General features: G+C 69.0%; 21 protein-coding genes. All 21 read left to right on the top strand.

The window, feature by feature from the left end; genetic code table 11:
* The first annotated feature begins 142 nt into the window (after positions 1–142).
* On the top strand, positions 143–772 hold the full coding sequence (gene rpsD, locus C2868_RS07355) for a 30S ribosomal protein S4 (RefSeq protein WP_100810717.1): 630 nt from the start codon (positions 143–145) through the stop codon (positions 770–772).
* Positions 773–907: 135 nt separating this feature from the next.
* Positions 908–1,237, top strand: coding sequence for an ATPase (locus C2868_RS17695; RefSeq protein ID WP_232711171.1), 330 nt, complete (start codon positions 908–910; stop codon positions 1,235–1,237).
* Between the two features lie 76 nt (positions 1,238–1,313).
* Positions 1,314–3,980, top strand: coding sequence for an alanine--tRNA ligase (gene alaS / locus C2868_RS07345; RefSeq protein WP_100810718.1), 2,667 nt, complete (start codon positions 1,314–1,316; stop codon positions 3,978–3,980).
* Entirely contained in the window at positions 3,977–4,444 is a 468-nt protein-coding gene (gene ruvX, locus C2868_RS07340) for a Holliday junction resolvase RuvX (RefSeq protein ID WP_100810719.1), read from the top strand. Before alaS ends, ruvX begins: the two co-directional genes overlap by 4 nt.
* 3 nt (positions 4,445–4,447) lie before the next feature.
* On the top strand, positions 4,448–6,118 hold the full coding sequence (gene mltG / locus C2868_RS07335; RefSeq protein ID WP_100810720.1) for an endolytic transglycosylase MltG: 1,671 nt from the start codon (positions 4,448–4,450) through the stop codon (positions 6,116–6,118).
* 1 nt (position 6,119) lies between these two features.
* Positions 6,120–6,968 (top strand): shikimate dehydrogenase, encoded by an 849-nt coding sequence (locus tag C2868_RS07330; protein ID WP_232711172.1) that lies wholly within the window; start codon positions 6,120–6,122, stop codon positions 6,966–6,968.
* A 4-nt stretch (positions 6,969–6,972) separates the two neighbouring features.
* The gene (aroC, locus tag C2868_RS07325) at positions 6,973–8,202 is read left to right on the top strand and encodes a chorismate synthase (RefSeq protein WP_100810722.1); all 1,230 of its coding nucleotides are present in this window, start codon (positions 6,973–6,975) and stop codon (positions 8,200–8,202) included.
* Entirely contained in the window at positions 8,186–8,704 is a 519-nt protein-coding gene (locus tag C2868_RS07320) for a shikimate kinase (protein WP_100810723.1), read from the top strand. The genes aroC and C2868_RS07320 overlap by 17 nt, the downstream gene beginning before the upstream one ends.
* On the top strand, positions 8,701–9,786 hold the full coding sequence (gene aroB / locus C2868_RS07315; RefSeq protein WP_100810724.1) for a 3-dehydroquinate synthase: 1,086 nt from the start codon (positions 8,701–8,703) through the stop codon (positions 9,784–9,786). The genes C2868_RS07320 and aroB overlap by 4 nt, the downstream gene beginning before the upstream one ends.
* 51 nt (positions 9,787–9,837) lie before the next feature.
* Positions 9,838–10,296 (top strand): type II 3-dehydroquinate dehydratase, encoded by a 459-nt coding sequence (aroQ, locus tag C2868_RS07310; protein WP_100810725.1) that lies wholly within the window; start codon positions 9,838–9,840, stop codon positions 10,294–10,296.
* Between the two features lie 93 nt (positions 10,297–10,389).
* The gene (gene efp, locus C2868_RS07305) at positions 10,390–10,950 is read left to right on the top strand and encodes an elongation factor P (RefSeq protein WP_100810726.1); all 561 of its coding nucleotides are present in this window, start codon (positions 10,390–10,392) and stop codon (positions 10,948–10,950) included.
* A 4-nt stretch (positions 10,951–10,954) separates the two neighbouring features.
* Positions 10,955–11,365, top strand: a complete 411-nt coding sequence (gene nusB / locus C2868_RS07300; protein WP_100810727.1) for a transcription antitermination factor NusB — start codon at positions 10,955–10,957, stop codon at positions 11,363–11,365.
* 18 nt (positions 11,366–11,383) lie between these two features.
* Entirely contained in the window at positions 11,384–14,362 is a 2,979-nt protein-coding gene (locus C2868_RS07295) for a DEAD/DEAH box helicase (protein ID WP_100810728.1), read from the top strand.
* Between the two features lie 134 nt (positions 14,363–14,496).
* Positions 14,497–16,101 carry a Rieske 2Fe-2S domain-containing protein gene (locus C2868_RS07290; protein WP_100810729.1) on the top strand — a complete coding sequence of 535 codons (1,605 nt, stop codon included), beginning with the start codon at positions 14,497–14,499 and terminating at the stop codon, positions 16,099–16,101.
* Between the two features lie 187 nt (positions 16,102–16,288).
* Complete coding sequence (gene pyrR, locus C2868_RS07285; protein ID WP_100810730.1) at positions 16,289–16,819, top strand: bifunctional pyr operon transcriptional regulator/uracil phosphoribosyltransferase PyrR; 531 nt, start codon at positions 16,289–16,291, stop codon at positions 16,817–16,819.
* Positions 16,816–17,808 (top strand): aspartate carbamoyltransferase catalytic subunit, encoded by a 993-nt coding sequence (locus C2868_RS07280; protein ID WP_100810731.1) that lies wholly within the window; start codon positions 16,816–16,818, stop codon positions 17,806–17,808. The genes pyrR and C2868_RS07280 overlap by 4 nt, the downstream gene beginning before the upstream one ends.
* Positions 17,805–19,121 (top strand): dihydroorotase, encoded by a 1,317-nt coding sequence (locus tag C2868_RS07275; protein ID WP_100810732.1) that lies wholly within the window; start codon positions 17,805–17,807, stop codon positions 19,119–19,121. Before C2868_RS07280 ends, C2868_RS07275 begins: the two co-directional genes overlap by 4 nt.
* On the top strand, positions 19,118–19,663 hold the full coding sequence (locus C2868_RS07270; protein WP_100810733.1) for a hypothetical protein: 546 nt from the start codon (positions 19,118–19,120) through the stop codon (positions 19,661–19,663). Before C2868_RS07275 ends, C2868_RS07270 begins: the two co-directional genes overlap by 4 nt.
* Positions 19,660–20,814: a glutamine-hydrolyzing carbamoyl-phosphate synthase small subunit gene (gene carA, locus C2868_RS07265; RefSeq protein ID WP_100810734.1), complete on the top strand. Its 1,155-nt coding sequence runs from the start codon at positions 19,660–19,662 to the stop codon at positions 20,812–20,814. The genes C2868_RS07270 and carA overlap by 4 nt, the downstream gene beginning before the upstream one ends.
* Positions 20,814–24,101 (top strand): carbamoyl-phosphate synthase large subunit, encoded by a 3,288-nt coding sequence (carB, locus tag C2868_RS07260; RefSeq protein ID WP_103663096.1) that lies wholly within the window; start codon positions 20,814–20,816, stop codon positions 24,099–24,101. The genes carA and carB overlap by 1 nt, the downstream gene beginning before the upstream one ends.
* Positions 24,098–24,967, top strand: coding sequence for an orotidine-5'-phosphate decarboxylase (gene pyrF / locus C2868_RS07255; protein ID WP_100810736.1), 870 nt, complete (start codon positions 24,098–24,100; stop codon positions 24,965–24,967). Before carB ends, pyrF begins: the two co-directional genes overlap by 4 nt.
* Positions 24,968–25,036: the final 69 nt, after the last annotated feature.

The raw sequence follows: 25,036 nt of genomic DNA, 5'->3' as shown, positions 1-25,036 counted from the left end.
TCTGTCGAGCGTGCGGCTGCGCGAGAAGAAGCGACGGGTGTCGTCCTGTAGCCGGACGCCCCTGGCACACCCCTCTTCACTTCCCTCGGTCCGCTGCGCGCGAGCCGGGGTACTCCACGTTCGTACGTCACGAAAGGTAAACGTGTCCACTAAGTCACGGACCCGCAGCAAGACCCGTCTCTCGCGCGCGCTCGGCATCGCCCTCACCCCGAAGGCCGCCAAGTTCCTCGAGAAGCGCCCCTACGCTCCCGGCGAGCACGGCCGCTCCAAGCGCAAGCAGGACAGCGACTACGCCGTCCGACTGCGCGAGAAGCAGCGTCTTCGCGCCCAGTACGGCATCCGTGAGGCGCAGATGCGCAACACGTTCAACGAGGCGCGTCGCCAGTCCGGCCTGACCGGTGAGAACCTGGTCGAGCTGCTCGAGCAGCGTCTCGACGCTCTCGTCGTGCGCTCGGGCTTCGCCCGCACCACGGCGCAGGCCCGTCAGCTGGTCGTGCACCGCCACATCCTCGTCGACGGCCAGCTCGTCGACCGCCCGTCGTTCCGCGTCAAGCCGGGACAGATGATCCACGTCAAGCCCAAGAGCGAGGGCACCGAGCCGTTCCAGGTCGCCGCCGCCGGTGGTCACGCCGACGTTCTGCCCCCGGTTCCGGGGTACCTCGAGGTCGACCTGTCGACACTCCAGGCCCGCCTGGTCCGTCGCCCGAAGCGCGCCGAGGTTCCCGTGACGTGTGACGTCCAGCTCGTCGTCGAGTACTACGCGGCGCGCTGAGCACCGCGACTTCGCGCAGCACAGCGAAATCACCGAAGGGCGTCCGATCCGCGAGGATCCGGGCGCCCTTCGTCGTCGGACACTACGATGTATCAGGGCCGCGCGTGCGGCCCACGAGCGCGAGGAAGTGGTGACATGAAGAGCCTGCTCTGGTTCCTGATCGGTATCGCCGGCGGTTTCGCCGCTGCCCACGTGATCAACAAGAATCCGACCGGTCACGAGCTTCTCGCCGAGGTCGACGCACGCATCGGTGAGTTCACCGACCGCATCGGCGAGGCCTACCGCGGCCAAGAGGCGAAGTTCGACGAGTTCGTGAGCGGCGCGAAGGATGCCGCGGCGACTGCCGTGTCCGCCGCCTCGGATGCCGTGGACGCGGCGAAAGCCGCCGCATCCGATGTCGTGTCCGGTGCGTCGGCGGCCGTCTCCGACGCGGCCGAAGACGTCGCCGACACGCCCAAAGACTGACCCCCGTTCCGTGTCACGGCCACTCTGACCCGGTGGCCGATCATTCACGCGCTCACCCCTGCGAGGAATCCCGCTCATGAAGACCGCCGAGATCGCTCAGCGTTACCTCGACTATTTCGAGAAGAACGGTCACGTGATCGTGCCGAGTGCCTCGCTCGTGACCGACGACCCGGCGCTGCTCTTCACCGTGGCAGGCATGGTGCCGTTCATCCCGTATCTGAGCGGTGACGTCCCGGCGCCTTTCCGGCGCGCGGCGGACCTGCAGAAGTGCATCCGCACCCTCGACATCGAAGAGGTCGGTCACACACCCCGTCACGGCACCTTCTTCCAGATGCTCGGCAACTGGTCGTTCGGCGACTACTTCAAGGAAGGCGCGATCCGATACGCGTGGGAGCTGCTGACGACCCCCGACGCCGAGGGTGGCCTGGGTTTCGACCCGAAGGACCTGTGGGTCACGGTCTATGAAGAGGACGACGAGGCCTACGACCTCTGGCTCTCCCTGACGGATCTGCCGGAGGAGCGCATTCAGCGCCTCGGCAAGGACACGAACTACTGGTCGACGGGCCTGCCGGGCCCGGCGGGCCCGTGCTCCGAGATCTTCTTCGACCGCGGTCCCGCATACGGCATCGAGGGTGGGCCCGCGACCGACGACGACCGGTACGTGGAGATCTGGAACCTCGTCTTCATGCAGTACGAGATCACCAACGTGCGCTCGAAGTACGACTTCGACATCGTGGGCGAACTGCCGAACAAGAACATCGATACCGGCATGGGACTCGAGCGCGTCGCGTTCATCAAGCAGGGTGTCGACAACATGTACGAGACGGACCAGGTGCGTCCCGTGCTGGACCGTGCCGTCGAGCTCTCCGGTCGCACGTACGGTGCGGATCACCGGGACGACATCCGCTTCCGCGTGGTCGCCGACCACGTCCGTTCATCGCTCATGCTGCTCTCGGACGGGGTGACGCCCTCGAACGAGGGCCGGGGTTACATCCTGCGCCGCCTGATGCGTCGTGCCATCCGCTCCATGCGGCTGCTCGGCGTCGACGGCCCGACGTTCGCGGAGCTGTTCGCCGCATCGCGCGACGCGATGAAGGAGTCGTATCCGATCGTCGCGACCGATTACCCGCGCATCGAGCAGTACGCCCTCGCGGAAGAGGCCACGTTCCTGCGGACGCTCGCGGCGGGGTCGAGCCTGCTCGACGACTCGGTCCTTCAGATGAAGGATGCCGGGGGCACGATGATCTCCGGAACAGAGGCGTTCCTGCTGCATGACACATACGGGTTCCCCATCGATCTCACGCTCGAGATCGCGGAGGAGGCCGGATTGTCGGTCGACCGCGCCGCGTTCGATGCGCTCATGCTCGAACAGCGCACCCGCGCGAAGACGGACGCGAAGTCGCGCAAGCGGCAGCTCGCCGACACGAGCATCTACCGCGAACTGCGTGCGCTCGGTGAGACGTCGTTCACGGGGTACACCGATCTCGAGACCGAGACTCGCGTGCTCGGCATCCTCATCGACGGCATGCCCGCCGATCGAGCCGGCGCGGGTCAGATCGCCGAGGTGATCCTCGCCGAGACCGCGCTCTACGCCGAGTCGGGCGGACAGGTCGCCGACAAGGGGGTGATCGTCGGCCCCGGCTACGAGCTCGAGGTCCTCGATGTCCAGCGTCCGGTGCCGGGGCTCATCAGCCACACGGTCGAGGTGACGACGGGTGAGGTCGGCGTCGGCCAGGCCGCGACGACCGTCGTCGACGCCGTGAACCGGCGCGCGGCCCAGCAGGCGCACTCCGCTACACACCTGATCCACGCGGCGCTCCGCGACACCCTCGGGTCGTCCGCGTCGCAGACCGGATCCCTCAACCGTGCGGGTTACCTCCGGTTCGACTTCGCGTGGGGACAGGCCCTGTCCGACGCCACGAAGTCCGAGATCGAAGAGATCGCCAACAACGCGGTGCGCGACAACCTCGAAGTGACCACCCGGGTGCTCTCGCTCGACGAGGCCAAGGCCGCTGGCGCCCAGGCGCTCTTCGGAGAGAAGTACGGCGACGTCGTGCGCATGGTCGACATCGGCGGCCCGTGGTCGCGCGAGCTGTGTGGTGGTACCCACGTGTCGACGAGCGCTCAGATCGGCCTCATCAACCTCGTCGGCGAGCAGTCGGTCGGGGCATCCAACCGTCGTGTGGAGGCGCTGGTCGGCCTCGACGCGTTCCGCGAACTCGCCGCGGAGCGCGCGATCGTCGCACAGCTCACATCGACACTCAAGACCCCGCGTGACCAGCTGCCCACGCGCATCGCCGAGCTGGCCGCAAGTCTGAAGGCCGCCGAGAAGAAGATCGCGGCTTTCGAAACCCGCGCCCTGCGCGACCGGGTTCCCGCGCTCGCCCAGACCGTCTCGACTGTTTCCGGCACGGCCCTGGTGGCCGAATCGGTCGGTTCCGTCGCGTCACAGGACGATCTGCGCCAGCTCGTCACGGCCGTGCGCGACCGCCTGGGGACCGAGCCCGCGGTCGTCGCGCTCGGGGGAGACGTCGACGGCCGGGCCGTCGTCATCGTCGCCACGAACGAGGCCGCGCGCACAGCGGGAGCCAAAGCGGGTGCCCTCGCGAAGGGCGCTGCGGCGGCCCTCGGCGGGGGAGGCGGCGGTCGCGACGACGTTGCCCAGGGCGGCGGAACGGATCCCTCGGCGATCCCCGCGGGTCTTGCCGCGGTTCGCTCCGCCCTCGAGACTCGCCCCGCGTGAGCGGTTTCCGGCCGGGCGTACGACTCGGAGTCGATGTCGGCACTGCCCGTGTCGGTGTCGCGCGCTGCGACCGTGACGGGCTGCTGGCGACGCCGGTCGAGACGGTCCCGCGCGCGAGCGGTGATCCCGTCGCCCGGGTGGCCGCGATCGCGGTCGAACTCGACGCGGTCGAGATCGTCGTCGGGCTACCGATCAGCCTCGCCGGGCGCGAGACGGCATCGACCATCGATGCCCGCGACTTCGCGCGCGCGGTGGCCGAGGCATCCGCTCTGCCCGTCAGATTGCTCGACGAACGCCTGACGACCGTGACGGCAAACGACGCCCTGCGCCGCTCCGGGCGCTCACAGCGTGGTTCACGTAGCATTGTGGACCAGGTCGCCGCCGTCGTGCTCCTGCAGCAAGCCCTCGATGTCGAGAAGCGAACGGGGCTTCCGGCCGGTCAACCCGTCCTGCCCGAGGAGTAGTTGATGTCCGACGACAAGCGTCCCGACGATAATCCGGGCGACGACGACCTCGCCGCCCTGTTCGGGCGCCTGCCCGATCCGCGCCGGCGCGCGGTCGAGGAGCCCACGGAATCCGCTTCCCGTGATGCGGCCGAGCGCGGAACCGCAACCCCGCCGCTGCCCTCGTCCTCCGCGGAGGATGCCGCGGCGCGCCAGGTTCCCCTTTCGCGCCGCGAGATGCGTCAGCGCGCCGCCACGGGCGAGAGCCCGACCGTCGTACCGCCCACCCGTCGTGCGCAGGCTGGCGCGGACCCCGTTTCTGCGCCGGTTTCTGCGCCGGCTTCCGGTGCGCCCGTCACGCCCGACCCGGTGCCCGCGTCCGAGGCCACGCCCGAGCCGATGGCGACGTCGCGCGCCGCACGTGCTTCCGAGGGCATTCCGGGCGGCATCGCCACGGATGCCGCGGCTGCTTCGCGCCGGCACACGAGCCGCTCGGGCACTCCCACACTCGAGCAGGTCGCGACCGGCGGTCACGCCGCTTCGACGATGACCCTCGACGAACTGTTCGCCGAGGAGAAGCGCATCGTCCCGTCGAAGAAAGAGAAGCGCCGCAACCGTCGCATCGGCGGCTGGATCGCACTGGGCGTCGTCGTCCTGCTGTTCGGCGGTATCGGTCTGGGAGCCGCCTGGGCGTGGAGCAACTACGAGGGCCCGATCCGGGCCCTGATGGGGTGGGAAGAGCCGCGCGATTACGCCGACGGCGAGGCAACGGGCGAGGCGCTCGTCACGATCGCGTCGGGCGACGGGGGACAGGCGATCTCGCAGACCCTCTTCGACGCCGGTGTGACCAAGACTCCCGGTGCTTTCTATTCGTGGTTACTCGACCTCGACGCGGTTCCGACGTTCTACCCGGGCGTGTACAAGCTGCAGCAGAAGATGACCTCCGCCGCCGCGCTGGCGGCGCTGGAGAACCCGGAGAACAAGCTCGAGAACTCGGCTCTCGTCCGTGAAGGGCTGACGGTAGAGCAGACTCTCCCGTACCTTGCGGAGGGCATCGGCCTGCCCATCGAAGACTTCCAGGCCGCGGTCGCGGACCCCGCCGCTTACGGCGTGAGCGCGGCGAGCCTCGAGGGCTGGTTGTTCCCGGCCACCTACACCTTCGACCCCGGCATCACGGCGCCGCAGGTCATCCAGGCGATGGTGGATCAGGCCGTCCGCTCGTTGGACGCGGCAGGGGTGCCCGTCGACGATCGCCAGCGGATTCTCACGATCGCTTCGATCATCCAGCGCGAGGCGCGCGAGACCGAGGACTTCTACAAGGTCTCGCGCGTCATCCAGAACCGTCTGCAGCCGGGAAACCCCGAGACGTACGGCAAGCTGCAGATGGACTCGACGGCGCAGTACGGCTACAAGGAGATGCACGACGGCACCGTCAGCACATCTGCCGAGGCTCTGGCGGACGACAACGCCTGGAACACGTACGTGGTCGAGGGGCTGCCCGTCGGGCCCATCGCGAACCCGGGCGATGTCGCCATCGACGCGGCGATGCACCCGGTCGACGGCACGTGGCTCTACTTCGTGACGGTGAACCTCGAGACGGGCGAGACGGTGTTCACCGACACGTATGCCCAGCATCAGAAGGCTGTCGAGCAGTGGCAGCAATGGTGTGCCGACAACCCCGACGGCGGTTGCTGACGTGACGGATGCCGCCGGCCCCGCGACGCTCGCCGTGTGGGGCAGCCCCGTCGCGCACAGTCGCTCGCCCGAGCTGCACTCGGCCGCGTACGCCGTGCTGGGACTGCCCTGGAGCTACACGCGACGAGAGGTGGACGCCGACGGATTCGACGCGGCCCTGGCGGGTCTCGGTCCCGAGTGGCGTGGTCTGTCACTGACCATGCCCCTCAAGGAGCGCGCTTTCGCGGCCGCCGCTCGTCGCGATCGTCGTGCCGAACTCACGGGAGCCGTGAACACACTGCGGCTGAGCCCGGACGCCGGACCGCACGGGGTCAACACCGATGTCGGCGGACTCGTCGGCGCGTTGGGTGAACTCGGCGTCTCGTCGCCCGAGGTCGCACGTCTGGTCGGCGCGGGCGCCACCGCATCGTCGGCCATCGTCGCGCTGGGCGAACGCGGCACGCGCCGCGTGGACGTGTGCGCCCGTCGCCTCGCGGCGATCGCGCCGCTCGTCGACCTGGGCGATCGCATCGGCGTCGACGTGCATCCCTATCCACTCGGCACGACACCGCACGGCACCGCGGACGTCTCGATCAGCACGCTGCCGGGCGGGACCGTGCTCTCTCCCGAGATCGTCTCGTCGCTCGTGGATGGCGGTGGAGCACTGCTCGATGTCGCCTACAGCCCCTGGCCCTCCGCACTGGCGGAGGCGTGGTCGGCGACGGATGCGCGCGTGATGTCGGGACTGTCGATGCTGCTGCACCAAGCCCTGCTGCAGGTCCGGTTCTTCGTCGCGGGGGATGTCGAGGCCGTGCTGCCCGACGAGCACGCGGTGTTCGCCGCTATGCGCTCCGCGCTCATGGGAGACTAGGAGGATGCTCCGCGTTCTCACCGCCGGCGAATCGCACGGCCCCGAACTGATCGCCATGATGGAGGGTCTGCCCTCCGGCGTCCCCGTTTCGACCGCCGCGATCCAGGCCGATCTTCAACGCCGCAAGCTCGGGCACGGCCGCGGCTCGCGCATGAAGTTCGAGCAGGACGAGCTGACGATTTCGGCCGGAGTGCGCCACGGCCTGAGCCTCGGCAGCCCGATCGCTCTGCGCATCGGCAACACCGAGTGGCCGAAGTGGGTCGAGGTCATGAGCGCCGAACCTGTCGACCTGACCGAGATGTCGCGCGGGCGCGGTGCGGCGCTGACGCGTCCACGGCCCGGACATGCCGACCTGGTCGGCATGCAGAAGTACGACTTCGACGAGGCACGTCCCATTCTCGAACGCGCGAGCGCGCGTGAGACCGCCGCCCGTGTCGCGCTCGGTGCCGTCGCCCGCGCATTCCTCGCCGAGCTGGGCATCCGTCTCGTGAGCCACACGCTCTCGATCGGCCCGGTGCGGGTTCCCGAGGGGTCCGCCCTGCCCGGTCCCGATGACGTCGACACCCTGGATGCCGACGACCTGCGCTGCTTCGACCCCGAGACCTCCGCTCGGATGGTCGCCGAGGTGGATGCCGCGCGCAAGGACGGCGACACGCTCGGCGGGATCGTCGAAGTGCTGGCGTACGGTCTGCCCCCGGGGCTCGGATCGCACGTGCACTGGGACCGGCGTCTCGACGGCAAGCTCGCCCAGGCGCTGATGAGCATCCAGGCGATCAAGGGCGTGGAGGTGGGCGACGGCTTCCTGACGACGACCCGCCGCGGTTCGGCGGCGCACGACGAACTCTTCGCCACCGAGGCCGGCATCTCGCGCGCGAGTGACCGCGCGGGCGGCACCGAGGGCGGCATGTCGACCGGAACCGTGCTGCGCGTCCGCGCCGGCATGAAGCCGATCGCCACGGTCCCGCACGCGCTCCGCACGGTCGATGTGGCCACGGGCGACACGGCCGCGGCGCATCACCAGCGCTCGGATGTCTGCGCGGTTCCCGCCGCGGGCGTCGTCGCCGAGGCCATGGTCGCCATCGTTCTCGCGGACGCCGTGCTCGAGAAGTTCGGCGGCGACAGCGTCGGCGAGACGCGCCGCAACCTCGAGGGCTACCTGGCCGCGATTCCCGAGACGCTCCGCACGACCCCCGCGTCCGAGGCGGCTCTCGTCGAGCATGAACTCTTCGGCTGACAACCGAGCCATCGTCTTCATCGGTCCGATGGGCGCGGGCAAGACGAGCATCGGAAGACGCGTCGCGCGCGGCCTGCACGTGCCCTTCGTCGACACGGATCGTGTGATCGTGCGCGACCACGGCCCGATCCCGAAGATTTTCGCGGAGTTCGGCGAGGCGCACTTCCGCGCGATCGAGCGGGAGGCGGTCGCCGATGCCCTGGCGAGCGGCGCCGTGGTCTCGGTCGGCGGGGGAGCTGTGCTCGACCCGGACACACGAGCGGCGCTGAAGCAACACCGGGTGGTGTACCTGACGGTGTCACCGGAGACGGTGGTCTCACGCATCGGTGACGCCAACCGGCCGCTGGTCGCGGGAGACGACCCCGTGGGCGCCTGGGAGCGCATCTACGCCGAGCGGCGTCCCCTGTACGAGGAGGTCGCCGACGTGACCTTCGACACATCCTCCGGCCCGATCGCGCACGTCGCGACGGCCGTTCTGGACTGGCTGAAAGCAGACGAATGAACGACGTCACCACCATCACCGTCACGGGCGAACCCGGCTACGACATCACGGTGGGTCGAGGGATCCTCGATCGCGTCGGTGCGGCCCTCGCCCCGACCGTGCGCAAGGTACTGGTCGTGCACCCGCCGACGCTGGGGGCCCGTGCCGCCGAACTCCGTGAGCGCCTGATGGACGACGGCGCGCGCGAGGTGCTGCTGGCCGAGATCCCGGATGCCGAACAGGGGAAGCGCGTCGAGGTCGCCGCGTTCTGCTGGCAGATCATGGGCCAGGCCGACTTCACGCGCACCGATGCCGTCATCGGATTCGGCGGGGGTGCGGTGACCGACCTCGCGGGGTTCGTCGCGGCGACGTGGCTGCGCGGCGTCGACCTGGTGCAGGTACCGACGACGGTGCTCGGGATGGTCGACGCGGCCGTCGGAGGCAAGACCGGCATCAACACGGCCGAGGGCAAGAACCTCGTGGGGGCGTTCTGGGCTCCGCGCGCGGTGATCTGCGATCTCGATCTGCTCGCCTCGCTGCCGAAGAACGAGGCCGTCGCCGGGTTCGCCGAGGTCGTCAAGGCCGGCTTCATCTGGCATCCGCAGATTCTCGATGCGATCGAGGCCGACCCCGCTGCGGCGACGGATGTCTCGAGCCCCGTCTTCCGTGAGTGCGTCGAACTCGCCATCGGCATGAAGGCGAAGGTCGTGAGCGAGGACTTCCACGAGTCGGGTCTGCGCGAGATCCTCAACTACGGACACACCCTCGGACACGCGATCGAGCACGCCGAGCGCTACCGCTGGCGTCACGGCGCGGCGATCTCGGTGGGGATGGTGTTCGCGGCCGAACTGTCACGTCTGGCGGGACGGTTGCCGGATGCGGCGGCGGCACGTCACCGGGACATCCTGAACCTGTTGGGTCTGCCCACGACCTACCGGGCGGGCGCCTGGCCGACGCTGCTCGCGTCGATGCAGCGCGACAAGAAGAGCCGCGGGGGTCTGCTGCGCTTCATCGTGCTGGACGATATCGCGCGCCCGACGGTGCTGCAGGCTCCGGATGACTCGCTCCTGTTCGCCGCGTACCAGGAGGTCGCGGGCGGCTGAGCGGCCGGTCGATGAGTCTGCGGAAGCGATGCGCCCGCTAGTTTGGTGAGCATGACCGTGCCCCGCCGCATCCTGCTCGTGAACGGCCCGAACCTCAACCTGCTCGGCACGCGTGAGCCGGAGATCTACGGCAGCTCCACACTCGCGGACGTCGAGCGGATCACCGCGGACGCCGCGGCCGCGTTCGGCTTCGAGGTACGCGCGCTCCAGAGCAACCACGAGGGTGTGCTGATCGACGCCATCCACGCGGCGCGCGACGACTGTGCGGGCATCGTCATCAACCCGGGCGGGCTCACGCACACCTCTGTCGTGCTTCGCGACGCACTCTCGGGTGTCGGTCTGCCCGTCGCCGAGGTGCACATCTCGAACGTGTACGAGCGCGAAGAATTCCGTCATCACTCCTATGTGCGCGATGTCGCCGCGGTGCACGTGATCGGCGAGGGCGCCGAGGGGTACTCGAGGGCCGTGTGGCTGCTGATCGCCGTCATCACGGGCGCGGCGGACGGCTGAGCAGCCTCATCCCGTAGAATCGAATGTCGGCTCGCCTGTCGCGGGCTCAGCGTGCACGAAGCGCGCCCCACATACGAACGGAATCCCTCTCTCATGGCATCCACCGCAGACATCAAGAACGGCGTCGTCCTCAGCATCGATGGACAGCTGTGGAACGTCATCGAGTTCCAGCACGTCAAGCCCGGCAAGGGTGGCGCTTTCGTGCGCACCAAGCTGAAGAACGTCGTCTCGGGCAAGACCGTCGACCGCACGTACAACGCCGGCGCGAAGATCGAGATCGAGAACGTCGACCGCCGTGACTTCACCTACCTGTACAGCGACGGCGACAACTTCGTCTTCATGGACACGGCCGACTACGACCAGCTCACGGTCGCGGCAGCGACCGTCGGCGAGGCGAAGAACTTCCTGCTCGAGAACCAGCAGGTGCAGATCGCGCTGAACAACGGCAACCCGCTGTACGTCGAACTGCCCGCATCCGTCGTGCTCGAGATCACCTACACCGAGCCGGGCCTGCAGGGTGACCGCTCATCGGCCGGCACCAAGCCCGCCACGGTAGAGACCGGCTACGAGATCCAGGTTCCCCTGTTCCTCGAGACCGGCACCAAGGTCAAGGTCGACACCCGCACGGGTGACTACCTCGGCCGCGTGAGCTGACCGGGTGAGCGCTCGGACCAAGGCGCGCAAGCGCGCCCTCGACATCCTCTTCCAGGCGGATGTGCGCGGCGACGCGCCCGGAGTGATCCTGGCTGCCGAGGCTCAACGAGCCGCGAGCGAGCCCGCCCGCGAGGCATCCTGGCTCTACGCCCGCGAGATCGTGGACGGCGTCATCGACCACAGCGAAGAGATCGATGAACTGATCGCGACGCACAGCAAGGACTGGAAGATCGAGCGGATGCCCGCGGTCGATCGTGCACTGCTGCGGATGGGCGTGTGGGAGCTGCTGCACAACGACGAGGTTCCGACGGCCGTCGTGATCGACGAGGCCGTGGAGCTCGCGAAGGAGTTCTCGACCGACGACTCGGGCTCGTTCGTGCACGGTGTGCTCGCGCGAGTTTCGCGCTCGGCCTGATCGGGTAGATCCGACGACGTGACCTCTCCCTCCGTCGATCGTCCCAGATTCGACGCGCCGTCGGCGTCCACGTGGCGCAGTCTCGTCGAGGTGGGAGATGCCGCCGGCGGTATTCCGCTCGCGCTCGGTATCGAGTTGCGCCAGCGCACGCCCTATCGTTCGGACGACTGGGCGCCACGACGCATCGACACCGTCCACCCGCGCGGCCTGATGGGCCGCCGTGACGATCTGTCATTGGGTGTGCGTCCGCTCATGCGCAGCGCGAACACGGGTGCCTGGATCAAAGGACGGGTTTCGTGGGATTCGGTGCGGCGCCCCGGACAGGACTTCGACGCCGCTCACGTCCGCTGGTTCGCCGAGCTCGCGACGCTCCTGCTCGGCGTGCGAACGGTCGGGCCCTTCGCCGACCCGGGGGAGTGGCTGACACTCGACCCTGTCGAATCCAGCCTGTTCTGGCCGCACCTGCGGGCCGCACGCGCGGTCGGGATCCCCCTCGTCTCGACGAGCGAGCAGCAGACCGTGCTCCTTGCACACGAGGCCTCGGCGGCGATCGACGTGACGAATGCCGGCGAGGCGCTGCGGATCCGCGCTCGGGTCGTCGTCGACGGCGTTCCTGCCGAGGACTCGGTCATCCGCCCGATCGGGCACATCGGCGTCTACGTCGCCGGGCTCGATCGCGACCCGCTGCCGCTCGTGCTCGCCCCCTGCCGGCTGCCGGAGGCGACGCGCGCCCTCCTCGGCCAGGACGAGGGCCTGCTGATCCCCGGTGAGGAGCGCGAGGAGTTCCTCGCGGACGGACTGCCGCGCCTGGTGCGGCGCGCGCGGGTGACCGCGGGCCGAGGCATCACGGTCCCGACCCCGCCGAAACCGACCGCGGTGATCACGACGGACTTCGGTGACGATGACGTCGAGTACCGGATCGAATGGTCCTACCCCGGGCTCACGCGCCTTACGTACGCGCCCGCGCCGCACCCCGACCGCGAGCTCGACGCGGAGGTCGACATCGGGTCTGATCTGGAGGCCGTCTGGCGCGGCGCATCCGATGCGCCCTTCGCACCGACCGGGCGCCTGCGGGGCGTCGACGCCGCCGAGTTCGCGACCAGCATCCTGCCTGTCTGGTCGGCGCTCGACCGGGTCCGGGTCGAGGGGAACGCGCCCCGTCGCGTCTACACAGAACTGACCGGGGATCCCGCGATCAGTGTCAGCACGCTCGAGACGACCGATCCGGACTGGTTCGAACTCGGGGTACTCGTGACGATCGACGGGCGCGCGGTGCCCTTCGGCCCGCTGTTTCGCGCGCTCGTGCGGGGACGCAAGAAGATGCTGCTCTCGGACGGGGCATACTTCTCGCTCGCGCACCCGGCGCTGCAGCGGCTGCGCGACCTCATCGACGAGGCCGGCGAACTGGCGGAGTGGGAGACCGCGCCGCGCATCAACCGGCACCAGACCGATCTGTGGAGCGAGTTCGAAGACCTCGCGGACCAGTCCGTGCCCGCCATCACCTGGCGCGAGCTCGCCGCGGGACTTCGCGGCACCGAGACCGTGCCGCACACCCCGCCGCCGATCGGGCTCGAAGCGACGCTGCGCCCTTACCAGCAGGCGGGCTTCGACTGGCTCGTGTTCCTCTGGCGCAACCGTCTGGGCGGGATCCTCGGCGATGACATGGGCCTCGGCAAGACCGTGCAACTGCTCGCTCTCGCCGCCCACACCCGCGAGCGGGGCGAGCGGCGTCCCCTGCTGGTCGTGGCTCCGACCTCGGTGGTCGGGTCGTGGGCCGCGGAAGCCGCACGGTTCACCCCGGATCTGCGCGTGCGGGTCGTCGATGCCACGAGCGCGAAGCGCGGCTCGTCTCTGGCCGAAGCGGTGACGGATGCCGACATCGTGCTGACCTCGTACGCCCTGGTCCGCCTCGACCGCGAAGAGTTCGAGGGCATCGTGTGGTCGGTCGTGATCCTGGACGAGGCGCAGTTCGTCAAGAACCCGCGCACCCAGCTCCACCGAGCTGTGGCCGAACTGCGCGCCGACTCCGTCTTCGCCGCCACCGGGACTCCGCTCGAGAACGGGCTGTCGGACCTGTGGGCCCTGTTGGCGCTCACCGCCCCGGGCCTGTTCCCGTCGGCCCCGCGGTTCGCCGAGGCGTACGTCAAACCCATCGAGCAGGGCAAGGTCCCGGAGAACGAGGAGGGAGGGCAGTTCCGCGCCGCGCGGCTCGCGCGGTTGCGCCGACGCATCCGTCCTCTGCTGCTGCGGCGCACAAAGGCGCTGGTCGCGCCCGAACTCCCCGAGAAGCAGGAGCTCGAGCTGCGGGTGACGCTCGATCCGCAGCATCGCGAGCTGTACGACCTGACCCTGCAGCGCGAGCGTCAGAAGGTGATGGGGCTGCTGCAGGACCTCGACCGCAACCGCGTCATCGTCTTCCGGTCGCTGACCCTGCTGCGAATGCTGAGTCTCTCGCCCGCGCTGATCGACGCCCGTCACGCCGACATCCCGGCCAGCAAGCTCGATGCGCTGCTCGACCGACTCGTCGAGGTCGCCGCCGAGGGGCATCGGGCTCTGGTGTTCAGCCAGTTCACGTCGTTCCTGCGGCTCGCGGCGGACCGGCTGGACGCCGCCGGCATCGGCCATGCCTACCTCGATGGATCGACCCGGAACCGCACTGACGTCATCGAGCGGTTCCGCGAGGGCGACGCCCCCGCGTTCCTGATCAGCCTGAAGGCCGGAGGGTTCGGCCTCACGCTCACGGAGGCCGACTACGTGTTCGTCCTCGACCCGTGGTGGAACCCCGCGGCGGAAGCGCAAGCTGTCGACCGCGCGCATCGCATCGGACAGGACCGGCACGTGATCGTCTATCGCCTGATCGCCGCGGATACGATCGAAGAGAAGGTGCTCGCACTCCAACGGCGCAAAGCCCGGCTCTTCGACGCCGTGGTCGATGACGGTGCGCTCTTCGCGCAGGACCTGACGGCAGACGACATCCGCTCTCTGCTCGACGGGTGATCGTGCCGCCCTGCTCGCGGCGTCGTTTTGTCACGGCATCGTTTTGTCGCGGCGTCGTTTTGTCACGGTGCCGTTCACCGGGGTCTCAGGACCCCGCGCGTAGACTCGAGGGCTGTCGGACAGGAAGGGCAGACATGCGCATCACGGGCCTCGGCCATGCGGGAATGTTCATCGAGACGCTCGGCGGATCCATCCTCTGCGACCCGGTGATCGGCCCGAGCTTCTTCGGCTCGTGGTTCCCGTTCCCCGACAACCGGGCGCTGGACTGGGAACGCTTCGGCGCCGCCGACTTCCTGTACATCTCGCACCGGCACCGTGACCACTTCGACCCGCGGATGCTCGAACGTTACGTCCGCAAGGACATCGCGGTCCTGCTGCCCGACTACCCGACCGACGACCTCGAGAACGATCTGCGCGCGCTCGGGTACGAGAACATCGTCTACACCCCGAACGGGGAGACACTGAAGTTCGGTGAGCTGAAGATCATGGTGACGCCCCTGCGCGCCCCCAGCGACGGTCCCATCGGGGACTCGTCCCTCAGCGTCGACGACGGCACCGCCAGCATCCTGAACCAGAACGACTCGCACCCGCTCGACCTCGAGAAGCTGCTGTCGTTCTCGAAGCCCGAGGCGTACTTCACGCAGGTGTCGGGGGCGATCTGGTGGCCCATGGTCTACGACCTGCCGCAGGACTCGAAGCAGCACTTCGCGCAGCTCAAGCGCGACGCGCAGAACAAGCGCGCGATGTACTACATCGAGAAGGTCGACGCCCCGCACGTGTTCCCGATGGCGGGGCCGCCCATGTTCCTGCGCGAGGAGCTGTTCCGCTACAACGGCTACGGCGAGCAGGACGACTCGATCTTCACCGACTCGCGCCAGTTCCTCGAGCACATGGCGGAGGTCCGTCCGGAGCAGAAGGGCCATCTCTTCATCCCCGGGACGCAGGTCGACCTCAACCACGGCGAGCTCGAGGTCACGCAGACGCTCTACAGCGAGGCCGAGATCGAGCACATCTACGGCGAGAAGTGGGACTACCTCGCCGAGCAGCGCGACTCCCGCCAGGACGAGGTGCGCGCGGAGGAGGCGTCCCGCGCCCCCGTTTTGCCGCCCGAGGAGATGCTCGCAGCGATCAAGTCCTGGTGGGAACCGCTGCTGCGCCGGGCCCGCACGATCCGGGACGGGGTCGGCGGCAACGTCCGGTTCCGCATCGGGGACCTCGACATGGTCGTGGACTTCCCCAAGGCGAAGGTGCGCGAGTACGCCGGCGAGGAGTGCATCTACTGGTACACGATCCCGGCGGACCTGGTGTCGACGAACATCCGCGATCACGAGATCGACTGGTCGAACTCGATCTTCCTGTCGATGGAGTTCGAGGTCGGCCGCAGCGGCAAGTTCAACGAGTTCCTCACGACGTTCCTCAAGTGCCTCTCGCGCGACCGGATCGAGTACGTCGAGAACTGGTACGCCGAGCAGTCGGACCAGACCGAGGACGTTCAGCTCGGCGACTGGGTCGTGCAGCGCCGCTGCCCGCACCTGCGCGCCGACCTGACCAAGACGGGCAAGATCGAGGACGGCGTGCTCACGTGCAGCCTCCACGACTGGAAGTGGGACCTGACGTCGGGTCGCTGCCTGACGTCGCAGGGTCACCCGATCCGGGCGCACGCGACCCCCGACGCGACCGATGTGCTGGACGCGGACGCTGTTTCTGGGCCCGGAGCATCCGCTCCCGCCGCCGTCTGACCCTCTCATCTCGGCGAAACACCCTTTCTGCGGCGAAACACCACACGACACAGGGTGTTTCGCCGCACGATGGGTGTTTCGGCGTCGGTGGGGCCGTGAGCGAGACAACGGACGCGCGAGGTCCGGTAGGGTAGACAGGCACAGCAACCTTTAACACCGTCCCGTGAGGCGGAGAAGGGAGCGGCACATGAGCACGCGAACCGTGCTGCACGAGGCCGACATCGCACGAGCCCTGACCCGGATCTCTCACGAGATCCTCGAGTCCAACAGGGGAGCGGACGGGTTGATCCTTCTCGGGATCCCCACTCGCGGTGTGACTCTCGCCCATCGCATCGGGACGCTCGTCTCGGAGTTCAGCGGCACGACCGTCCCGGTCGGCGCGCTCGACGTGACGATGTACCGCGACGACCTCTCCCGCAACCCGACACGCACGCCGCAGCCCACGTCGATCCCGGCGGGCGGCATCGACGGCAAGACGGTCGTGCTGGTGGACGACGTACTGTTCTCGGGGCGGAGCATCCGCGCCGCCCTCGACGCACTCCAGGACATCGGACGACCCGCGGCGGTTCGCCTCGCAACCCTGATCGATCGGGGGCACCGCGAGCTGCCCATCCGCCCCGACTTCGTCGGCAAGAACCTCCCGAGCGCCCGCGAGGAACGCGTGAACGTGCGCCTCGCCGAGACGGACGGCATCGAAGAGGTGACGGTCGGCTCATGAGGCACCTTCTCGACACCCAGACACTGGACCGCGCGCTCGCCCTCGAGATCCTCGACGTCGCCGAGGACATGGCCGATACACAGCGGCGTGAGATCAAGAAGCTGCCGACGCTGCGCGGCAAGACGATCGTCAACCTCTTCTTCGAGGATTCGACGCGCACGCGCATCTCGTTCGAGGCCGCCGCGAAGCGCCTGAGCTCCGATGTGATCAACTTCGCCGCCAAGGGCTCGAGCGTGTCGAAGGGCGAGAGCCTGCAGGACACCGCCCAGACCCTGCAGGCGATGGGAGCCGACGCGGTCGTGATCCGGCACGGAGCATCCGGCGCTCCGCGCACACTCGCCTCGAGCGGCTGGATCACCGCGGGCGTCGTCAACGCCGGCGACGGCACCCACGAGCACCCGACACAGGCTCTTCTCGACGCGTTCACGATCCGCAAGCGCACGTTCGGCGACGACAGCCGCGGGCGCGATCTGGCGGGTCTGAAGGTCACGATCGTCGGCGACGTGCTGCACTCGCGCGTCGCCCGCTCGAACGTGTGGCTGCTGTCGACCCTCGGCGCCGACGTCACGCTGGTCGCCCCGCCGACGCTCGTGCCGCAGGATGTCTCGGCCTGGCCGGCGCGCATCGTGTACGACCTTGACGAGGCCATCGCGGCCGGGCCGGATGCGCTCATGATGCTGCGCATTCAACTCGAGCGGATGGGGGCAGCGTTTTTCCCCACCGAGCGGGAGTATTCGCGCCGCTGGGGCCTCGACCCGCGGCGCCTGGCGTCCCTGCCCGCGGATACGATGGTCATGCATCCCGGGCCGATGAATCGCGGCCTCGAGATCTCGGCGGCCGCCGCCGACTCGCCCCGCTCGACCGTTCTCGAACAGGTATCGAACGGCGTGTCCGTGCGGATGGCGGTGCTGTACCTGCTGCTCGCGGGGGAGCGCCCCGGCTTGGACGAACGCACGACGACTGCCATGACGACGAAGGAGGAGAGATGAGCGAAGTCCTCCTCATCGCCGGTGCCCGCATCGAGGGCGGCGACGCCACGGACCTGATCGTCGAAGACGGACGGATCACGGATGTCGGCGCGGGCCTCAGCCGCGCGGGCGCGACGCGCATCGACGCGGACGGCCTCATCGCCCTGCCGGGCCTGGTCGACCTGCACACGCACCTGCGCGAGCCCGGGTACGAGGCATCCGAGACCATCCTCACCGGCACGCGGGCGGCTGCCGCGGGCGGCTTCACCGCCGTCTTCGCGATGCCGAACACCTCGCCCGTCGCCGATACGGCCGGAGTCGTCGAGCAGGAGCTTGCGCTCGGCGAGGCTGCCGGCTACGCGACCGTGCAGCCGATCGGCGCCGTCACGGTCGGGCAGAAGGGCGAGCGCCTGGCCGAGCTCGGCGCCATGGCCGATTCCCGCGCCCGCGTCCGCGTCTTCAGCGACGACGGCTTCTGCGTCTGGGACCCGCTGATCATGCGCCGGGCGCTCGAGTACGTGAAGGCGTTCGGCGGGGTCATCGCGCAGCACGCGCAGGACCCGCGGCTCACCGAGGGCGCTCAGATGAACGAGGGCTCGGTCTCGGCCGAACTCGGACTGACCGGATGGCCGGCCGTCGCGGAAGAGTCGATCATCGCTCGCGACGTCCTGCTGGCCGAGCACGTCGGCTCGCGCCTGCACGTGTGCCACCTGTCCACGGCCGGATCGGTCGACATCATCCGCTGGGCCAAGAAGCGGGGTATAGACGTGACGGCGGAGGTCACGCCGCACCACCTGCTGCTGACCGACGAGCTCGTCCGGGGCTACGACGCGCGCTACAAGGTCAATCCGCCCCTGCGCCGCGAAGAGGACGTGCTCGCCGTCCGCGAGGGACTGGCCGACGGCACGATCGACATCGTCGCGACCGACCACGCCCCGCATCCGGCCGAGAACAAGAGCTGCGAATGGGCGGCCGCCGCAAACGGGATGGTGGGGCTCGAGAGCGCACTGCGGGTCGTGCACACCGCCATGGTCGAGACCGGCCTGTTGGACTGGGCCGATGTCGCCCGCGTCATGTCGTACACACCGGCGCGCATCGGAATGCTCGAGGGACATGGAACGCCCCTCGCCGCCGGCCAGCCCGCCGAGCTGACGCTCTACGACCCCCACGCGCGCGAGGTGTTCGGCGCATCCGATCTGCACGGTCTGAGCGCGAACTCGCCGTACCTCGGTCGGGCGCTGCCGGGACGGGTGCTCTGGACGATCCACCGCGGTCGCCCGACGCTCGCCGACGGCGCGCTCGTCGCCGACCTGGCCCCGGGGGTGTCGGCATGACCCTCGGTGCCGCTCTCGCGATCATGATCGGGTTCGGTGTGCTCGTGCTCGCCGGCATCGCGTGGGGATGGTCACGTCGGATCCGGCGAGACAGGGGCCTCGCGGCCCCCACGGACGTTCCGGCCCGCTTCGTCGCCGAGGCATCCTTCTCGGGCCTGTACGTCGCGACGACACGGCACGAGAAGCCGCTCGATCGTCTCGCCATCCGCCACCTGCGGTATCGCGGACGCGTCGGGATCGAGATATCGCCCGCCGGCATCCTGCTGGCGATCACGGGCGAGCCGCCGGTCTTCCTGGCGGCATCCCGAATCGTCGGCGTCGACCGCGCGACCTGGACGATCGACCGGGTCGTCGAACGCGATGGACTCGTTCGCCTGGCGTGGCGTGTCGAACCCGGCAGCGATCCGGAAAACGATCCCGAGACGATCGCCGACTCGTACGTCCGAATGACGGGTGACGGACCCGGCGAAACCCCTGGTGAACTCGTCGCCGCCGTCACCCGCATCCTTCCCATGCCCACCCCGACAGGGAAAGCCGAATGATCTCGCACCTCACGACAGACCCCGCCGTCCTCGTCCTCGAAGACGGCACCCGCCACACCGGACGCGCCTACGGCGCGCGCGGAACGACGCTGGGCGAGGTCGTCTTCGCCACCGGCATGACCGGATACCAGGAGACGCTCACCGACCCCTCGTACGCGGGACAGATCGTGCTGCAGACGGCGCCGCACATCGGCAACACCGGGATGAACGACGAGGACCCCGAGTCCCGCCGCATCTGGGTGTCGGGATACATCGTGCGCGATCCTTCGCGCGTCGTGTCGAACTGGCGCGCGGACGAGTCGCTCGACGACGCGCTCGTGAACGACGACGTGGTGGGCATCAGCGGCATCGACACCCGTGCCGTCACCCGCCACATCCGTTCGGCGGGCAGCATGCGCGGCGGGATCTTCTCGGGCCCCGCCGCCGCGATCGAGCCCGACGAGCAGCTCCGCCTCGTGCGCGAGGCGCCCGCGATGGCCGGTCTCAACCTCTCGGCCGAGGTCTCGGTCTCGGCCGCAGAGGTCACCCCGGCCACGGGAGAGCGGATCGGCGCCCTCGCGGTGCTCGACCTCGGCGTCAAACAGGCCACGATCCAGAACCTCGCCGACCGCGGGTTCGAGGTGCACGTGCTGCCGCAGGACGTCACTATCGAGCAGCTGCGCGCGATCGAGCCGGTCGCGGTCTTCTACTCCAACGGGCCCGGCGACCCCGCCGCATCCGGCGACCACATCGAGTTGCTGCGCGCCGTGCTCGATGACCGGCTGCCGTTCTTCGGCATCTGCTTCGGCAACCAGCTGCTCGGCCGCGCGCTCGGTCTCGGCACCTACAAGCTGCCGTTCGGTCACCGCGGGATCAACCAGCCCGTCCTCGACAAGCAGACCGGCCGCGTCGAGATCACGGCGCACAACCACGGCTTCGCGGTCGAGGCACCCCTCGACGGTGTTTTCGACAGCCCCCAGGGCTACGGGCGCGTCGAGGTCAGCCACGTCGGCCTGAACGACCAGGTGGTCGAGGGTCTGCGGGCCCTCGACATCCCCGCCTTCAGCGTGCAGTACCACCCCGAAGCGGCGGCCGGCCCGCACGACGCCAACTACCTCTTCGACCGCTTCCGCGACATGGTGCTCGCCGAGCAGAGCAAGGAAAAGAACTGATGCCCAAGCGTGACGACATCAAGAGCGTCCTGGTCATCGGGTCCGGCCCGATCGTCATCGGCCAGGCCTGTGAATTCGACTATTCCGGCACGCAGGCCTGCCGCGTGCTGCGCGAGGAGGGCGTGCGCGTCATCCTGGTCAACTCCAACCCGGCGACGATCATGACAGACCCCGACTTCGCCGACGCGACCTACGTCGAGCCGATCACGTGGCAGGTCATCGAGACGATCATCGCGAAGGAGAAGCCGGACGCGATCCTGCCGACCCTCGGCGGTCAGACCGCGCTGAACGCCGCGATCGATCTGCACAAACACGGCATCCTCGAGAAGTACGACGTCGAACTGATCGGCGCGAACTTCGAGGCGATCAACAAGGGCGAGGACCGCCAGATCTTCAAGCAGCTCGTGCTGGACTCGGGCGCGGACGTCGCCGACAGTCGCATCTGCCACACGATGGACGAGGTGCTCGCGGGCGCCGCGGAGCTCGGCTATCCGCTGGTCGTGCGGCCGAGCTTCACGATGGGCGGACTCGGCTCCGGCTTCGCCTACGACGAGCGGGATCTGCGCCGGATCGCCGGTGCGGGTCTGCGCGATTCGCCGACGACCGAGGTGCTGCTCGAGGAGTCCATCCTCGGGTGGAAGGAGTACGAGCTCGAGCTCATGCGCGACACGGCCGACAACACGGTCGTCGTCTGCTCGATCGAGAACGTCGACCCGGTCGGTGTGCACACGGGCGACTCGATCACGGTCGCCCCGGCGCTCACCCTGACGGACCGCGAGTACCAGAAGCTGCGCGACATCGGGATCGACATCATCCGCGCCGTCGGCGTCGACACCGGTGGGTGCAACATCCAGTTCGCGGTCGACCCCGCGACGGGCCGCATCATCGTGATCGAGATGAACCCGCGCGTGTCGCGTTCGTCCGCGCTGGCGTCCAAGGCCACGGGATTCCCGATCGCCAAGATCGCCGCGAAGCTCGCGATCGGGTACCGCCTCGACGAGATCCCGAACGACATCACCAAGGTCACCCCGGCGAGTTTCGAGCCGACGCTCGACTACGTCGTGGTGAAAGTTCCCCGGTTCGCGTTCGAGAAGTTCCCGGCCGCCGACACGACCCTCACCACGACCATGAAGTCGGTCGGCGAGGCGATGGCGATCGGCCGAAACTACACGACCGCGCTGCAGAAGGCCCTGCGCTCGCTCGAGAAGCGCGGCTCGAGCTTCCACTGGGGCGACGAGGCGCGCACGAAGGACGAGCTCGTCGAGGTGTCGAAGACGCCGACGGATGGCCGGATCGTCGTCGTGCAGCAGGCGCTGCGTGCCGGGGCCACCGTCCCCGAGATGTTCGAAGCGACGGGGATCGACCCGTGGTTCCTCGACCAGATCGTGCTGATCGACGAGGTCGCCGACCTCGTCCGCGACGCTCCCGAGCTCGACGCGGCGACGCTCATGCTCGCGAAGGACCACGGCTTCTCGGACGTGCAGCTGGGGCAGCTCCGGGGCATCCCCGAGATCGAGGTCCGGGGCATCCGTCACGCGCTCTCGATCCGCCCGGTCTACAAGACGGTCGACACGTGCGCGGGGGAGTTCCCGGCCCTCACGCCGTATCACTACTCCAGCTACGACTTCGAGACCGAGGTGATGCCGTCCGACCGGCAGAAGGTCGTGATCATCGGATCCGGACCGAACCGCATCGGTCAGGGCGTCGAGTTCGACTACTCGTGCGTGCACGCCTCGTTCGCGCTCTCGGATGCGGGCTACGAGACCGTCATGGTCAACTGCAACCCCGAGACGGTCTCGACGGATTATGACACCTCCGACCGGCTCTACTTCGAGCCGCTCACGCTCGAGGACGTGCTCGAAGTCCTGCACGCCGAGGCCGCGTCGGGTGAGATCTTCGGCGTCGTCTGCCAGCTCGGCGGGCAGACGCCGCTCGGGCTCGCCAAGGGCATCGAAGAGGCCGGCTACCGGATCCTCGGCACGAGCCCCGCGGCCATCGACCTGGCCGAGGAGCGCCAGCTGTTCAGCGAGATCCTCGACACGGCGGGTCTCGTGGCTCCGCGGCACGGCACGGCGACGGATGCCGAGGGCGCCGTCGCGGTCGCGGAAGACATCGGGTATCCCGTGCTCGTCCGCCCGAGCTTCGTGCTCGGCGGCCGCGGCATGGAGATCGTCTACGACACCCCGAGCCTGTACGACTACTTCGTGCGGACCGCCGGGGAAGTCATCATCGGGCCCGGTATGCCGCTGCTCGTCGACCGGTTCCTGGACGACGCGGTCGAGATCGACGTGGACGCCCTCTACGACGGCACCGAGCTGTACATCGGCGGCGTCATGGAACACATCGAAGAGGCGGGTATCCACTCCGGCGACTCAGCGTGCACACTGCCGCCGATCTCGCTCGGCCGCTCCGAGATCGATCGGGTGCGCACCGCGACGCTCGCGATCGCCGAGGGCGTGGGCGTGCGGGGTCTGCTGAACGTGCAGTTCGCGATCAGCGCCGGAATCCTCTACGTCATCGAGGCGAACCCGCGCGCGAGTCGCACGGTGCCGTTCGTCTCGAAGGCCCTGGGCATCCCGCTCGCGAAGGCCGCGGCCCGCATCATGACGGGCACGACGATCGACGAGCTGAAGACCGAGGGCCTGCTGCCCGCCTCCGACGGCTCGCGGGTGCCACTCGATTCGCCCGTCTCGGTCAAGGAGGCGGTGCTGCCCTTCAAACGGTTCCGGACGAAGGACGGGCAGATCGTCGACTCCGTGCTCGGGCCCGAGATGCGTTCGACCGGCGAGGTCATGGGAATCGACAAGGACTTTCCCACCGCGTTCGCCAAGAGCCAGGCCGCGGCCTACGGAGGCATGCCGCTGTCGGGCACCGTGTTCATCTCGGTCGCCGACTCCGACAAGCGCGCGGTGATCCTCCCAGCCCACCGGCTGCAGGAACTCGGCTTCTCGCTCGTGGCGACCGAGGGCACGGCCGAGATCCTCGCGCGCAACGGCATCACCGTGCGGGTCGTGAACAAGTTCAGCGACACGCAGACGTCGGGTGAGCGGAACATCGTCGACCTGATCAACGATGGAGAGATCGACATCATCGTGAACACGCCGAGCGGGCGTTCCGCACGCGCGGACGGGTACGAGATCCGCGCCGCCGCCGTGGCCGCGGACAAGGCCCTGTTCACGACGATCGCCGTCCTGGGCGCCGCCGTGAGCGCCATGGACGCCGTGCGAGAGGGCTTCTCGGTCAAGAGCCTGCAGGAGTACGCGGCAGATCGGGCGGCACGCGGGTGAGCGCAGCCCCGGCGACATTCGGCGACCGCGTGCGCGCGTCGTTCGGCGTGCACGGACGCCTGTGCGTCGGAATCGACCCGCACGAGCGGCTGCTCACGGACTGGGGACTGGATGTCTCGGCCGAGGGTGTGCGGACGTTCGGTCTGCGTGTGGTCGAGGCGGCGCGTGGCCGCTGCGGAATCGTCAAGCCCCAGGTCTCGTTCTTCGAGCGCTTCGGTTCGGCCGGCTTCGCCGCGCTCGAGGAGGTCATGGCTGCCGCGAGAGAGGCCGACCTGCTCGTGATCGCGGACGCCAAGCGCGGCGACATCGGCTCGACCATGGACGCCTATGCTCGCGCCTGGCTGTCACCCGGCTCGCCCCTCGAGGCGGATGCCGTGACACTCAGCCCCTACCTCGGCGTCGGCGCGCTCGAAGACACGCTGCGCTACGCCGTCTCGCACGGCAAGGGGGCATTCGTGCTCGCGGCCACGAGCAACCCCGAGGCATCCGGTCTGCAAAGCGCTCGGTTGGCGGAGGATACGAGTGGGCAGACCGTTGCGGGTGCCGTCGCGGACGACGTGGCGGCCTTCAACGCCGCGATGACACCGGCCGGCTCGTGGGGCAGCATCGGTCTGGTGATCGGCGCCACGGTGGCCCTCGCCGAGCGCGGTATTCCCGACGGCCTCGAGCCGGTCGCGCCGATTCTGGCGCCCGGGTTCGGGCATCAGGGCGCACGGTCGGAGGATCGTGAGACGATCTTCGGGCGCCTGGCTCCGGCGGTGATCGTGGCCGAGAGCCGCAGCATTCTGACAGCGGGACCCGAACGCGCGGATCTGGCGCGGGCGATAGACGACAGACGACGCACGGAGGAGATGATCGGTGACTGACGCGCCGGCAGGGGACGATCGACGCCCGGGTGAGCAAGCGGCGGTCGAACGACGCGGCGGAACACCGCC

It is taken from the genome of Microbacterium sp. CJ77 (genome assembly GCF_002911615.1).
Lineage (GTDB): Bacteria > Actinomycetota > Actinomycetes > Actinomycetales > Microbacteriaceae > Microbacterium.
Note: the sequence above shows the minus strand (reverse complement) of the source record. Positions and strands in the feature narration are given on the sequence as shown.